This window comes from Pontibacter saemangeumensis (genome assembly GCF_039541895.1).
GTDB lineage: Bacteria > Bacteroidota > Bacteroidia > Cytophagales > Hymenobacteraceae > Pontibacter > Pontibacter saemangeumensis.
The window spans coordinates 337,953-352,205 of the sequence record NZ_BAABHC010000016.1 but is presented as its reverse complement, the minus strand read 5'-3'; the positions used below and the strand labels follow the sequence as shown (position 1 = coordinate 352,205).

At 52.4% G+C, this 14,253-nt stretch carries 11 protein-coding genes; 6 read left to right on the top strand and 5 right to left on the bottom strand.

What is annotated here, in order from left to right; genetic code table 11:
- Window positions 1–11 precede the first annotated feature (11 nt).
- Window positions 12–497, bottom strand: a complete 486-nt coding sequence (locus ABD920_RS15475; protein ID WP_345160312.1) for a hypothetical protein — start codon at window positions 495–497, stop codon at window positions 12–14.
- Between the two features lie 815 nt (window positions 498–1,312).
- Here ABD920_RS15475 and ABD920_RS15470 point away from each other — a divergent pair.
- On the top strand, window positions 1,313–1,555 hold the full coding sequence (locus tag ABD920_RS15470; RefSeq protein WP_345160310.1) for a hypothetical protein: 243 nt from the start codon (window positions 1,313–1,315) through the stop codon (window positions 1,553–1,555).
- A gap of 32 nt (window positions 1,556–1,587) precedes the next feature.
- Here the strand turns inward: ABD920_RS15470 and ABD920_RS15465 are convergent, their stop codons facing one another.
- Entirely contained in the window at window positions 1,588–3,627 is a 2,040-nt protein-coding gene (locus ABD920_RS15465) for a glycogen debranching protein (protein ID WP_345160308.1), read from the bottom strand.
- Between the two features lie 349 nt (window positions 3,628–3,976).
- Between ABD920_RS15465 and ABD920_RS15460 the strand changes: the two genes are divergently transcribed.
- The 5 genes from ABD920_RS15460 (at window position 3,977) to ABD920_RS15440 (ending at window position 9,400) form a co-directional block, all read left to right on the top strand.
- Window positions 3,977–5,353, top strand: a complete 1,377-nt coding sequence (locus ABD920_RS15460; RefSeq protein WP_345160307.1) for an MBL fold metallo-hydrolase RNA specificity domain-containing protein — start codon at window positions 3,977–3,979, stop codon at window positions 5,351–5,353.
- Between the two features lie 385 nt (window positions 5,354–5,738).
- A complete protein-coding gene (locus ABD920_RS15455; RefSeq protein ID WP_345160305.1) occupies window positions 5,739–6,743 on the top strand; it encodes a universal stress protein in 1,005 nt (334 codons plus the stop codon).
- 168 nt (window positions 6,744–6,911) lie between these two features.
- Window positions 6,912–7,229 (top strand): hypothetical protein, encoded by a 318-nt coding sequence (locus ABD920_RS15450; RefSeq protein ID WP_345160304.1) that lies wholly within the window; start codon window positions 6,912–6,914, stop codon window positions 7,227–7,229.
- A gap of 197 nt (window positions 7,230–7,426) precedes the next feature.
- The gene (locus ABD920_RS15445) at window positions 7,427–8,428 is read left to right on the top strand and encodes a universal stress protein (protein WP_345160302.1); all 1,002 of its coding nucleotides are present in this window, start codon (window positions 7,427–7,429) and stop codon (window positions 8,426–8,428) included.
- A gap of 27 nt (window positions 8,429–8,455) precedes the next feature.
- A complete protein-coding gene (locus tag ABD920_RS15440; protein WP_345160300.1) occupies window positions 8,456–9,400 on the top strand; it encodes a universal stress protein in 945 nt (314 codons plus the stop codon).
- Between the two features lie 159 nt (window positions 9,401–9,559).
- Here the strand turns inward: ABD920_RS15440 and ABD920_RS15435 are convergent, their stop codons facing one another.
- The 3 genes from ABD920_RS15435 to ppsA all read right to left on the bottom strand — a co-directional run bounded on the left by ABD920_RS15435 (window position 9,560) and on the right by ppsA (window position 14,231).
- Complete coding sequence (locus ABD920_RS15435; RefSeq protein ID WP_345160298.1) at window positions 9,560–10,312, bottom strand: LOG family protein; 753 nt, start codon at window positions 10,310–10,312, stop codon at window positions 9,560–9,562.
- A gap of 281 nt (window positions 10,313–10,593) precedes the next feature.
- Complete coding sequence (locus ABD920_RS15430) at window positions 10,594–11,472, bottom strand: universal stress protein (RefSeq protein WP_345160296.1); 879 nt, start codon at window positions 11,470–11,472, stop codon at window positions 10,594–10,596.
- Between the two features lie 329 nt (window positions 11,473–11,801).
- Window positions 11,802–14,231 (bottom strand): phosphoenolpyruvate synthase, encoded by a 2,430-nt coding sequence (gene ppsA / locus ABD920_RS15425; RefSeq protein ID WP_345160295.1) that lies wholly within the window; start codon window positions 14,229–14,231, stop codon window positions 11,802–11,804.
- Window positions 14,232–14,253: the final 22 nt, after the last annotated feature.

Below are 14,253 nucleotides of genomic sequence, written 5' to 3'. Positions count from 1 at the left end.
AGCTTTGCAGCTTAATCGTCATCGTCGCTCTCGTGGCTGCCCACCTGCTGGCTTACCGGCTGATCAGGGTACAACTCCGTATGCCTGATCTGGCCGCCTAGGTACCCGACGCGCGCCATGGCCGCAAATGCCAGCAGCGTGAGGAGAGTGGCTATACTGAAAGGTACTTTGGAGGAAGAACGGTACTGCAGCAGCAAGGCGGCCAGGGAGGCTATACCGGCAGCGGCCATCACCAGGATAGCCAGCTCTGCGGCCTCTTCGTGTTCCTCGATCGCACTCTCCGATATGCCCGGTATGTTTTCTACCCGTTCTTCGGCAGGTTCGCCGGTCAGGTATACCGGTACTGCCATGACGGTCATGGCTATGATGATGGCAGCAGCTACCGCCTTTATAGTTTTCTGATTTCGCACCATGCCCCACAGCATGACGCCAGCGCCGATCAGGGTCCCGACGATCGGGAAATGATTCAGCAGCATATGAATGTGTGTTAAGTCCATCACTGATTTCTTTATATGATAAATACCTGGTTAATGGTGCTCCTGCTGTATATTCGAAAGCTTTTGATTATTATATAACTCAAATTAGATATATAAATCTGCTGTGTGAAATCCTGCTCCTCCCAAGAGGGGAATAAAAATTCCGTTTCTGAGAAATTCCCCTCCTCGGAGGGGCGGGGGTGGGTCATGTTTCGACTTTGTAAGTATAGCGCAAATGGGTTATATATTTTGAACAGCAGCACTTTAGTTTTTTCTACCGCTTCCAGTGGAAATTATTTAAATTTCAATGAATGGATGCACTTATCAAATGATCTTCATCATATATAAGAATTAAAGCATAGAGGCTAATTCTACATAGGGGAGAATTTCAGCAAAAGGTTCTTTTCCCTGAATGACACCAGTTTTAGCTTGTAGACCATTTCTGCAGGGAGCCACGAACGAAGAGTGTCGCAGGGCATTAGCTGGTTCTGACCCTGGTGCTATGATCATTTATTACTGATGACTGTCATAGGGGGCGCTGATCCTTCTCATTGCAGGCGCGCTTCCCACGCTTTTCCTTTGGTCTATATATACCAAAGGAAAATATATTCTATTCAACCCTATAAACAGCGCCATGAGAAGTGATGATAAATTGCAAGGCATTGTTACGATACAGGTGAAACCGCTTTTATGGTCCTGTCATGACTAAAGCAGTGCTGGCTTTGAGCTTACTCCTGTGCAGCCTTAATTCCCTGGCTCAGCCGCGGGTGCTGCATTATTCGTCGGAATCCTGGGCGGGGGTGTTGCCAGATAGGACGCCAGCGCCTGGTGAAATCGTGCTAGATGAACAAAATAAATCGATCCATATACAAAGCCGGTACCGGGACGAGACATACATTATCGTCAGAACCATTTTGAACGAGGAGGACCTGGCGGTATATAGCTGTGAGACAAGATTTCCGGGTGGCAGGCTTGTCAGGTATGTCGTAAAATATGACCCCAACCAGATGGTTGTTGTGCTGTACCCTGAAAATCCGTATTTGAAAGCCAGCACCACTTTCCAGTTAATACCAGAATAAGATATAAGCTATCCAGCAAAGCAGCTGCCGTTCTACCGCACAAAAACGGCAACAGACCGGGAGCCGACTGCATAGTGGGGGTAACGCACCTCTTCCTGGTCATCTTCCAGGAAATCCTGCGGGTGCTTCAGGCTCGTATCCACAACCCGGCTCCAGGGACCGGGCTCCATAAACTGAAAGTCCATGCTTTCGCCTCCGGCGTTAACCATGACATATAAATCCCTGTCGTTTACTGATTTGCCAGACAGGAAGTAGGCAAGGGTGCGCGAGGCCGGGGAAATATCCGCTGCTCCGCTTGGCCCGTACCATTTTACATCCGCGCGCCAGAAGCGGCTTCGCCCCAGGGTGGGATGGCGCTTTCGGAAAGCGATGGCTTTTTTCACAAAAGCGAAATGTTCCTGCATCAGCTCCAGCCGACTCCAGTCCAGCCAGGTGGTGAGGTTATCCTGGTTGTAGGGATTGTTGTTGCCGCCCTGGGTTTGCAGAAACTCATCTCCGGCCACAAACATGGGGCTGCCGTTAGCCAGCATCAGCAGCATGAACAGGTTCTTGGCCTGCCTTTTCCGCAGTTCCAGCACGCTTGCCGGGACATCCCGGTCCCCTTCCCAGCCACAATTCCAGGTGAAGTTATATGCCATGCCGTCCTCATTGTGATGCCCGTTGGCCGCATTGTGCTTTTCGTTGTAAGACACCAGGTCGTAAAGCGTGAAACCATCGTGCGAGGTGACGTAGTTGATGCTTTGGTAGGGGTGGTAGGCGTGCAGCAGGTCGTCGGGGAACAGGTTGTCGCTCCCGTAGATCCGCTGCATCAAGGCGCCCACCATTCCTTCGTCACCCTTTACAAACCGGCGTACATCATCCCGGAAGCCGCCATTCCATTGCTGCCAGCTGATGCCGGGAAAGCTGCGCCCCAGCTGGTACAGGCCCTGCGCATCCCAGGGTTCCCCGATCAGCCTGATGCGCGCCAGGTCCGGGTCGGTGGCAATGTCTGAGAAAATGGGCGCCTCGCCTATAGTTCCGTCTGAACGCCGGGTAAAGATGGAGGCCAGGTCGAAGCGGAAGCCGTCGACGTGCATCTCCTTCACCCAGTACCGCAGGCAGTCCATGATCATAAGCTGCACGGCCGGGTGGTCTGTCCGCAACGTGTTGCCGGTACCGCTGAAGTCGATGAAAGGATGCTCCGGATCTTCCGCGACCAGGTAATAGGTAGATGTGTCGATGCCTTTCAGGTGGTAAGTTGGCCCGTTCGTGCCTTCTTCCGTGGTGTGGCTGAAGACGACATCCAGGATCACCTCGATCCCGGCTTTGTGCAGCTCCCGGACCATTTTCCTGAACTCATGGATGGCCCCGGCGGGTGCCTGGTTGGCCGCGAAGCTCTTGTGCGGGGAAAAGAAATTGAGCGGCATATACCCCCAGTAGTCACTGGCTTGCGGGTCAGACTGGTGCACCGGCATTAACTCCACTGCGGTTATCCCCAGTTCTTGCAGATAGGGGATTTTCTCTATTATGCCGGCGAAGGTCCCCCTGGTGTCTTTTCCGAGTCCGGCATTGGGGTTGCGGCTAAAGCCGCGCACATGCATCTCATATATAACCAGGTCATGCTCGTGGGGCACCATATGGTCGCCCTGCCAGTCGAACTCTTCGTGGTCAGGCAAAATAAAACCCAAAGGGGATTTGCCGATATTAGAGCCCGGGCTGGTGGCGGCGCTGCGGCTGAACTCCGGCGGGAAGAAAACCTCGCGGGCATAGGGGTCCAGCAGTATTTTCTCGGGGTCTATCCGGCAAAGCCGGCTCAGGTGGTCTGTGCAGCCATGTACCTGGTAGGCATAATAGCGGGCACTGGCCATCTCAGATTTGTTCAGGCGGCAGTGCCACACCCGCTGCGATTTATTTCTCAGCGGGTTGAAGTCGAAGGTGAGAACAGGCTTTTCATATCCCTCTTCCCCGAACAGCAGGAGCGTGACCTGCACGGCGTTTTTGGAGTAGAGCGTGAAATTATAAGCATCCTCTTCCGGGATATAGCATACTCCCATCGGGTAAGGCGAACCCTCCATCGCGTGCCATGATTTCATAACCGTGTCCTCTATATCAGCCGGAAGGCCAGTTGTCAGTATTGCTTAATTCCTCTCTCGCCGTAAAATTTAAAATAATTTTTACGCTTCCTGATGATATCTCTCACTTTAAAAGAGAGGATGCATCACCGTATAATTGTTTATATCCTGCTAAACTTAAACATACATGAAGGTGCCAGTATTTTAACGGAGCAAGCTGCAATTGCTGTAGCAGCTTCACGCTAGCTTTATATATAAGTAGCGTAAAGAATGGCTGTTCCTGCTATATGCTTACGGCCGAAGACAAGTGTTAATTACGATGGCTTTTATTTAGCTTGATACGTTTATTAGACAACGATATATCGCCTATATGATTCCAGAGCCAACTCCTGTACAGTTGCAGTTTCTAGGTGGCGCCGGCACGGTGACCGGGTCCAAAATCCTGCTCAAAACAAGCCATTACCAGGTGCTGATAGACTGTGGCCTTTTTCAGGGGCTGAAACAGCTGCGCCTTCTGAACTGGGAGCCGCTGCCGCTGAACATAGAGGAGCTGGATGCGGTTATCCTGACGCACGGCCACCTGGACCACTGCGGCTACCTGCCTGTGCTGGCCAAGAACGGGTATGCGGGGCCTATATACTCTACCCCGCCCACCCGCGATGTAGCCGAGATTATTCTCCGGGACAGTGCCCGCATTCAGGAGGAGGATGCGTCGCAGGCGAATGCAGGGGGCTATTCCAGGCACCATCCTGCCAAACCGCTTTATACTGAGCGTGACGTGGACCGGACGATGCCGCTTTTTGAAACCCACGAGGACGCCGAATGGGTAATCATCAATGAGGACTTCAAATTCTGTTTCAGGAAGAGCGGGCATATACTCGGCTCGGCCATGGTGGAGCTGAAGTGCCAGGGCCGCAAATTCGTGTTCTCCGGTGACCTGGGCCGCAGGCGCCCGCTGCTGATGGAACCGCCGGTGCCTGTAAAGGAAACCGATTTCCTGGTGCTTGAGTCTACCTACGGCGACCGGCTGCACAGCGCGGTGACGCCGTACGAGGAGCTGGCGGAGGTCGTGAACCATACCTACGCGAAGGGCGGAGTGCTGGTAATCCCGAGCTTTGCGGTGGAGCGGGCGCAGGAGTTGCTGCTGCTGCTGAACACCCTGCGCATGGACAAGAGCATCCCACCCCTGCCCATCTACCTCGACTCTCCCATGGGCATCAACATCACGGAACTATACCTGCACCACCGCGACTGGCACAGCCTCTCAGACGATGAGTGCGAAACCATGATGCGGGACGTGAAACGCGTCTATAAGTTTGAGGAAACCCAGCATGTGCTGGACAGGAAGGAGCCCAAGATCATTATCGCCGGGAGCGGCATGGTAACCGGCGGACGTGTGCTCTACTACCTGGAGCAACTCCTCGGGAACAGCCAGCACACGGTGTTGCTGGTGGGCTACCAGGCCCCGGGAACACGCGGAAACCTGCTTCGGAGCGGCGCGAGCGAACTCAAAATTCACGGCAGTTATTACAAAGTGCAGGCTGAGGTCAGGCAGATTGGCTCCCTCTCCGCGCACGGCGACCAGGAAGACCTGCTTTGGTGGATCCGGCATTTTAAAGCGCCGCCCCAACGGGTATTCCTGAACCACGGCGAACCGCAGGCGAGCGAGTCCCTGCGGTTAAAGATCAGCGATACCCTGCACTGGCCGGTTTCCATAGCGGAGGCAGGGAGAATTTATGATCTGTAAGATGGAGAACCCTTTCTACCGATGCGCCCGCTTCCCGGTTTTTCAAAGCAAAAGCATACGTGGTATATAGGTTAGGTATATACTACATAAAAGCGAAGCAGCCTTCCCTAACCTGCCGCTATTCGCACCCGGTGCCGCTTCCCAATCATTTGCCGCACCCGTTCCGGCACCTCGGCTATCCTGCTCCGTACGTGTTCATTTTACCCGCCTCCCAAGGCTATATATACTGGGCCTCTTGCAGTTGTGAGGCTGCGAAAACTGATGAAGATCGCTTTTTCGGTTGACGCAGGTCATCGTTTCCGTATGCCCTTCAGCCTACCTTTATGTTGTAAATCAGCGATTCATGCATGCGCTGCCTTCCGTTGTTTTACTTAAAGCTATAACAATGAAAACCATACTGATACCGGTTGACTATTCCCCGAACTCCAAAAGCGCGCTGCTGTATGCGCTTAAAATGGCGCATAAGGCAGACCTGAAGGTGGTGGTGTTTCATTCGTTTTATTATATGGTGTCTCCCCCGGCAGCCTATGACATCCCTTCTTTCATTCCTGACCTGGAGCGGGAGAAGAGCAAAGAACTGGAGCAGTATGTGCGGGAGACAAGGGATGCGCTCCAGGAGGATGTCGTTATCACCTACAAGCACCTGAAGAATGATGTGCAGCGCGTTAACGCCAAGCCTGCCCAATTGCGCAGTGTCTTTCATACGTCGCAAGTTTCCAGAACGCATCGCGATAACTACCCCGCGCATGTTACCTGCGTCGCTAAACTGGGTTCCGTCTATGATCAGATCATGATTGCGGCAGAAGCCTACGGGGCTGATATGATTGTGATGGGCATGCAGGGGAAAGGGGCCTTAGGCCAGGCGGTCATCGGCAGTACCACCATCTCGGTGATGCGCAACAGCCGGGTGCCTGTGCTGGGGGTGCCGCTCAACATGATGTTTAACGATTCGGAAACTGTGGTTTTCGCATCTGATTTACGGCAGCAGCCCAACAAGCTTATGCTGAATAAACTACGGGATTATGTCAGAACCTTCTGTCCTAAACTGGAGGTGCTGCACATCGACAAAGAGCACGACCTGAAGGCCGTTCAGCAAAAAGCAAAGGATGCCCTGGAAATAATTGACAGGCAACTGTATGATTTAGACTACAAGGTGATCCTGCAACAGCGTGTGGATGTGGCAGCCGGAATACAGGCCTATGTGCAGGAGCATAGAGCAGACTTGCTGGTTCTTGGGCCACAGAAGCATTCTTTACTGGAGAAGCTCCTGAATAAAAGCGTGACCTCCCGAATTGTAGCCAACAGTGTTTGTCCGCTGCTGGCCCTGCCTGTCCCGAAGACCGGTAACCAGGATATAGCCGCGGAAGAACTGGAGCATGTCCGTGATTGAGGGGCTTCAGTCCCATAGGGCTTTTCCTCAGCCGGAGCTGATTATGCACATTGTCCTACGGGGGCCTGCAGGGACTGGTCAGGAGTGTTTTTACCCTGCGTGAGGCGATGCTAGAGCAAATTGAACAAATCACCGAATGACCATATCACCGAGAAAATTATAGAACCAATGGAAGAGTTAGCCAAATTATCGGCTGCGCTAAAGAACAGCAGCTCACTGCTATTGAAGCAGCGAAGAAACAGTCTGGAATGCCAGTTTGTGGAGAAAGGCCTCGTACGGCAGGTTTTGCCTGTCAGGTGCGAGGTGCTTGCCGCGGCCCTGTGGCAGGCAAGCGTGCTCGGCATCCTGGAAGGCTTTGAGTTCAGGGCCTTTAAAAACTCCTTCGAAAGTTTCTCCATCCGTGTCAAAGCCAGGATGCTTTATCGGGAGCTCAGTGCCACACTTCCCCTGGCCTCCGAGGCACAGCACATTTTAAAGGCGGCCTAAACGGATATAGGGACTTCCAGACTGGCGTGCTCTACCACAGGCAGTTGCCCCGCGGTACTTTGGTATCTGGATGCTCAGATACGGCTGATAAAAATGATTTCCATATTTCTTTAGAAGGCTATATATAAGTTTAATCTGTTGTTTGGCTAAGTGTTGTGTTGCTATAACCTCATCGAATTATTTTAAAATCAGCAATCATGAAAACGATATTAGTACCCACCGATTTCTCACAGGACGCCCATGACACCTTGCTGTATGCAACCGAGATAGCATCCGTCACCGGCTCCAAGATTGTGCTTTTCCACGCTTTTTACCAGCCGCTCTCGTTGTCCTATTCCCAGGATTTTACGACTGCCGTCAATGAGCTGGAAAGAGAAAGGACAGAGGAGCTGGAAGCCTACGCGGAGAGATTCAAGGCCTATGCCTTCGATAACTTCTCCGTCAGATTCCAAAGCACGCTGGATACAGGCGTACAGCGGGAAACCCCCGTAACAAAAAGCGGCTTTCACCATGTCGAGGTCGATAACGCGGCGGCTAAAAGAGCAGGAGTAGACATCAGGTGCGTTTGCAAATTCGGGTTTGCCTTCGATGAAATCCTCAAAGCTGTTGACGTTCACAGGGCAGATCTGGTGGTGATGGGGATGAGGGGCGAAGGGGCCTTGCGCAGGGCGCTCTTGGGCCGCACCACCATCAATGTCATGCGGGATGCCAAGGTGCCAGTGCTGGCCGTTCCGCTGGGTTGCCGCTTCATGGGTTTCGAAGCCGTTGTTTTCGCAGCCGATTTGTTCAAGCTCCCGCCCAACACTGTTTTTGAGTTTTTGAGGGGGTTTGTGAAGCAGTTCGCCAGCAGGCTGCAAATACTTCATCTCTATCATGAGAATAGCCTGCAGCAAGAAAAAGAGAAAGCGCTCGCTTCGCTGGACATCCTCGACCGCCAGCTCTTCGATATCAACTACAAAGTAGTTTTTCAGAAAGAGAAGGATTTTGCGGAGGGTGTTACAAATTTTGTGCAGGAACAACAGGCCAGTCTGCTGGTTTTGGTCCCCCAGAAGCACCCCTTCCTCGAGGAGCTGCTGAGCAGAAGCCTGACCCAGAAAATCATGGCGAAAGCCTTTCTGCCCCTCCTGGCACTTCCCGCTGTCGGTGTGGAAAGCACGAGTGCAGCAGAGGTTAAAGTGGTGGAAGAACATCAAGGATGAAGTAAACATACTGGAGGAACTATTGCCATGGAAACCTTTCTAATCCCGATAGATTACACTGACAAGTCTCTCAAAGCCTTAGAGGTTGCCTTCAGCCTGGCCTCTAGAATAGAGGCTCAGTTGTTATTGTGCCATGTTTTCCAGCCCCCTGTTATTACCGGGGATGAGAATGAGCCCGAGTTTGCGCTGCCTGCCTATGAAACGAAGAAGCACGCTGTGCAGCAGCTCAGAAAGTATGTGAACATGGTGAAATCCAACGCGCCAACTGCTGTCCCTTTAAAATTCACCACGAAGGCCGGGGATGTGGTGGAGGAACTGCTGGATCTGGTCCGTGCAAGGAATGTCAGTATGGTTGTTATGGGAACAGGCGGAAGCAACTCCTATATGGCACGGGTCTTCGGCACCACCTCAGAGGAACTCGTACGGCACGCGCCGTGCCCTGTGCTGGTGGTCCCTAAAAGTGCTGAGCTTGGTGCCATCAGCCATATCGTGTATGCATCTGCGCTCAGGCCCAGCGATACGGAGGCCGTGTTTGTGATGGCAAAACTAAAAAAGCTGTTTCACGCCTCATTGAGTTTGCTTTACGTGGAAAGGAAGGGGCAGGAAAGCCGTATAAATGTGGCTGTGCTTAAAAACTATCTCCTGCATAACTTTGATGAAGATGAGGTTGCCTACACAATGATTGAAGGCAAAAGTGTAGTAGACGGCATTGAGCACTATGTTAAAACCAGGGACTGTGACCTGGTCGCGTTTACTGTATCTGATCATGCGCTGTGGAAAGACCTTTTTCACAGCAGTGTGACAAGCCGGTTGCTGCATACGTTGAATATACCCATGTTGGCTTTGCCGAAGCACGGCAAGGCAACAGCTTTGGCGCACATGCAGGAAAAAGCCGGGCAGCAAATGGACTCTGTGCACCCCGCACGCCGGTATAAAAAGGGTAAGCAATCGCCTGTTAAACTTCAGAATTAGGCTATGGCACTGCTGCTTGTAACTGGCCATCAATTTTTGATGTGTAACCAAAACGAATCCCGGAGATGAACATCGGCCAGTTCTTTGGCATATATAATTGCAAAACAGCAGCGGCGAACACATATAGGAGTGTTCGCCGCTGCTGAATTTTTGATCGCTTTACAACTTAATTTTATACCGTTTCAGTCCGAAGGGTTCTATGGTGTACTTTTCTATATGCGCTGTCGCTTCGCTCACGGAGTCAGTTAACAGAAAAAGTTCAAGGTCCGCGGCATGGATAGTCCCCGCCGCCGACATGTTCAGCAGGTGCTGATAGAGCGCCGCATGGTACTCTGTTCCCATCAGGACCACCGGGAACCGCATCATTTTCTGATTCTGAATAAGCACCAGCGCCTCAAACAGCTCATCTAGGGTCCCGAAGCCCCCCGGCATCACCACGAACGCGTAGGAGTATTTGGAAAGCAGCACTTTCCTGACAAAGAAGTACTTCAGGTTCACCCACTTATCCAGGTAAGGGTTGGGTTGCTGTTCCTGGGGCAGAATAATATTGCATCCGATAGAAACACCTTTCGCCTCTTTTGCCCCCCGGTTCGCAGCCTCCATCAGGCCCGGTCCGCCACCGGTCATAACCGTGAAGCCTATTCTGGCCATGGAATAGCCGATAGCCTGGGCTAACTTATATATCTCATGGTCTTCTTTGAACCGGGCAGATCCGAAAACAGTGACACAGGGCCCGACGAAATGCAGCATCCGAAAGCCACGGATGAACTCTTTCAAAACTTTTATTACGAAGAAGAATTCCCGCCTGCGGGAATGGGGCCCTTCCAGGAAGTACCTTTCCTCATCCGACTTGATAACGTTTTCCCTTTTTCTTTTGGCTTCAGAAACAGTGTCTTTCATGGTCGTCTTCATATAGCACCCGCCGGGAAAAGCTGTTTGACTTCAGTTATTCATCCAGCGTGGTTACTGATAAATTGTCATATTAAATCCCGTCGGGGTGGTCGTTGTCCCGGCGGAACAAAGATGCCAATGTTTATATGTTTGTATCAACGGGGTGATTTTCTTAGCTATATATCAATCTCCCGCCGAAGCATCGGTCACCCCTTTACAAAAGCAAATAAGGGACAGGCAAGGCCTGCCGTTTAGCAACCGCTTTACATGCTATGCTCTGTACGCACCCGTCCTTCCCGCTCCTATCCGGCGATCGTCTCTGTTCCTTCGGTTTGATGGTTTCTCAGGTTATAGGGTTTCTCAGGAAGGCTCAGGAGGGGCACCGTTGTTTCGAGGGCCAGCTCTTTTGAGACACTCTTATGGAAAAAGTCTTCGAGGAGGCTTCGCTCATGCAGAGACACCGCCAACACATTTACCTTGTTGTCGCTTATGAATGCCATAATCCCAGCGGGGATGCTGTCCGCCTTCACCTGCGTAATGCAATACCTGCTGTTAGGAAATGCCTTTGCCATATCCTGAAGTATCCGATCCTCGGCATCAGAGGCAGCTTTCTTCTTAGTTTTTACATTGATAATGAAGACCTGTGTTTTGAAGGGCTCCGTGAGCCGGAAAAGCTGCTGAAGATACACCTGGTCGTGGCCTGTAAAGTCGGAGGCGTAGGCAATCTTCGAAAAACCCCATAAACGTGACGCTGAAGGTACCGCCAGCACCGGGCACGCGGCCATTCTCATATAGGCGGCGGTGGTACTGCCGATCACTTTATCAAGGAAGGAGTTGGTGCCCCTGTAGCCCATCACTACCAGGTCTGCCTTCGAGCTAATGACCAGCGCATTGACCACCTCATTGAAAGGACCATGCTCGCAGAAAACCTCCACCTCAAACCTAAAGCCATTCTCCAGCTGTATCTCTTTGGCGATGTCGTTCAGTTTGGTGGCATAGTGCTCGTGTACAACCGGATCAAAAGACGTATATACCCCGCTTTCAGCCGTGGTCATCACCTCAAGGGGCAGGATATGGACTAAAATCAATTTGCCACTGATCAGATTTGCCAAAGCCACGGCATTCCGGATGGCATTGGCCGCGTTAGCAGAGAAGTCTGTCAAAGCCAGAATCGTTTTCATATATATAAGTTAAGTGGTTTCCATATATTACTTTCCTTTTAAAATTACCCATATTGGTAAAGAGATAACATGATTCTCGTCTTCTTCTCATATGATTTTAATCATCTAGAACGGGCAAAGAACGCTCTGCAGCTGCCTTTCCAAAAGGTGCTATATAGCTCGGGATTGGCAGCGGAGCCCACTGCTTGTAAATATGAAAGGCGTATATTCTGTATATGGCAGCGGAGAAGGGGAGAAGCCGGGTCGATATTTTTCCTGGTTTCTCCCTTTTGGCATACACTGAAATGACAGCTTAATTCCGTTCAAAGCCAATGTGTTTTCATATGCGCTTACCTTGCCTCCTCTACAGGCGTTGACTGGACAGGTTTGCTTTCGCTGCCTTTCTCACTTTCTGCGGCCAGGATATTCTCGACTCCCTGTAGCAAGGCATCCGGGTTAAAGGAGATGCTGTCGATGCCCTGCTGCACCAGGAACTTGGCAAACTGGGGGAAGTCACTGGGGGCCTGTCCGCATAATCCCACTTTAGCGCCGGCCTTGTGGGCTTCACGGATAATGGTGCTAATCATGGCCTTGACGGCGGCGTTTTGTTCATCAAACAGTTCGCTGACGGTGGAAGAGTCGCGGTCGATGCCCAGGGTAAGCTGCGTCAGGTCGTTGGAGCCGATGGAGAAGCCGTCGAATATACCGGCGAATTCCTTTGCCAGCAGCACATTGCTCGGGATCTCGGCCATCACATATACCTCCAACCCGTTCGCACCTCGCTGCAGGCCATATTCCTGCATTTGCTGCAGCACTTTTTGCCCTTCCTCCACTGTGCGGCAGAAGGGGATCATGAGCTTTACGTTTGTCAGCCCCATCTCGTCCCGCACCGTCTTCATGGCTTTGCACTCCAGGCCGAAGCCCTCTTGATAACGCGGGTTATAGTAACGGGAGGCGCCCCGGAAGCCCAGCATCGGGTTTTCCTCCTTCGGCTCAAACTCCTGCCCCCCGATCAGGTTGGCGTACTCATTTGTTTTGAAGTCGCTCATGCGCACGATCACGTCTTTGGGGTAAAAGGCGGCGGCGATGGTGGCAACAGACTGCGCCAGCTTCTCCACAAAGTAATCTTCTTTGTTTTCGTGATGGTGCGTCAGCGCGTCGATCTTTGCCTTTACGGAGGCATCTTTCAACGAATCGTACCTCACCAAAGCCATTGGGTGAATCTGGATGCTGTTGTTGATGATGAACTCCAGCCGCATTAGCCCCACACCGTCATTCGGGTAAAAGGAGAGTTCAAAGGCTTGGTCAGGATCGCCCACAATCAGCATGGTATGCGTCTCCGGCTTGCCGAGGTGCCCGAAGTCAAGCTCTTCCTCTTTCCAGTTCAGTTTGCCGTCGTACACAAGGCCATTCTGGCCATCGGCGCAGGATACCGTTATCTCCTGCCCGTTCTCAATCACTTCGGTGGCGTTCCCGGTGCCCACTACGGCAAGGGCCCCCATCTCCCGGGCCACGATGGCGGCATGGCTGGTCCGGCCGCCCTTGTTGGTGATCACCGCCGATACCTTCTTCAGGATAGGGTCCCAGTCGGGGTTGGTGATGTCTGTCACCAGGATCTCACCGGGCTGCAGCTGGCTCGCCTCGTTTGGGGAGTTGAGGCTTCTGGCGATGCCGCTGATGATACGGTGGCCAATGGCTTTTCCGATGGTGAGCGGAGTGCCTGCTTCCTCCAGGGTAAAGATCTTCCGGGAAAGCTGCCTTGTCTTTTGGCTGTGGATCGTCTCGGGCCGGGCCTGAACGATAAAAAGTTCTCCTGATTCGCCGTCCTTCGCCCATTCAATGTCCATGGGTTTGCCGTAATGCTCCTCAATCCGCACGGCCCACTCTGCCACCTTCGTTATTTCGCTGTCGGTAAGCACGTACAGCTCCTGTTTCTCGGCAGGGGTCACGATGTTGATGGTCGGCTGGTCCGGGTTGTTTTCCGCATACACCATCGTGAGGGCCTTGGAGCCCATCTTCTTATTCAGGATCGCTTTCTGGCCCTGGCGCAGCGTAGGCTTGAACACGTAAAACTCATCGGAGTTCACAGCGCCCTGCACAACGTTTTCGCCTAATCCCCAGCTTCCGGTGATAAACACGACCTTGTCAAACCCCGACTCAGGATCGAGGGTGAAGCAAACGCCCGCGCTTGCCAGGTCAGAACGTACCATCTTTTGCACCCCTACGGAGAGGTAGACCTTCATGTGCTCGAATCCGTGGTCGTGCCTGTACTTGATGGCCCGACCCGTAAACAGCGAAGCATAACACCGCAGGCAGGCTTTCAGCACCTGCTCTTCCCCTGCAATATTCAGGTAGGACTCGTGCTGACCGGCAAAGCTGGCATCGGGCAGGTCTTCGGCCGTCGCGCTGCTCCGGACAGCCACCTGAACCGTATTGCCGTATTCCCGGCACATTTCCTGGTAAGCACCGCGTATCGCCCCGGCTATGCTTTCGGGTATCCGGGACTGGAGAATAAGCTGGCGGATCTTTGCGCCCGTTTCCTGCAGGTTGGTGAAGTTCTGGGTGTCCAGCGATGAGAGCAGCTTTTTTATTTCATCCTCCAGTTTGTTCTCTGTCAGGAATTCCTGGTACGCCTGTGCCGTGGTGGCAAAGCCGTCCGGAACGCTGATGCGGTCGGCAGACAGGTTTCGGAGCATTTCACCGAGTGAAGCATTTTTGCCTCCCACCTCAGGAATGTGCTGCAGTGTGATGTCTTTGAACGGGATAACATAGGGAGACATGGCAGAACGTGTTTAGGTTATG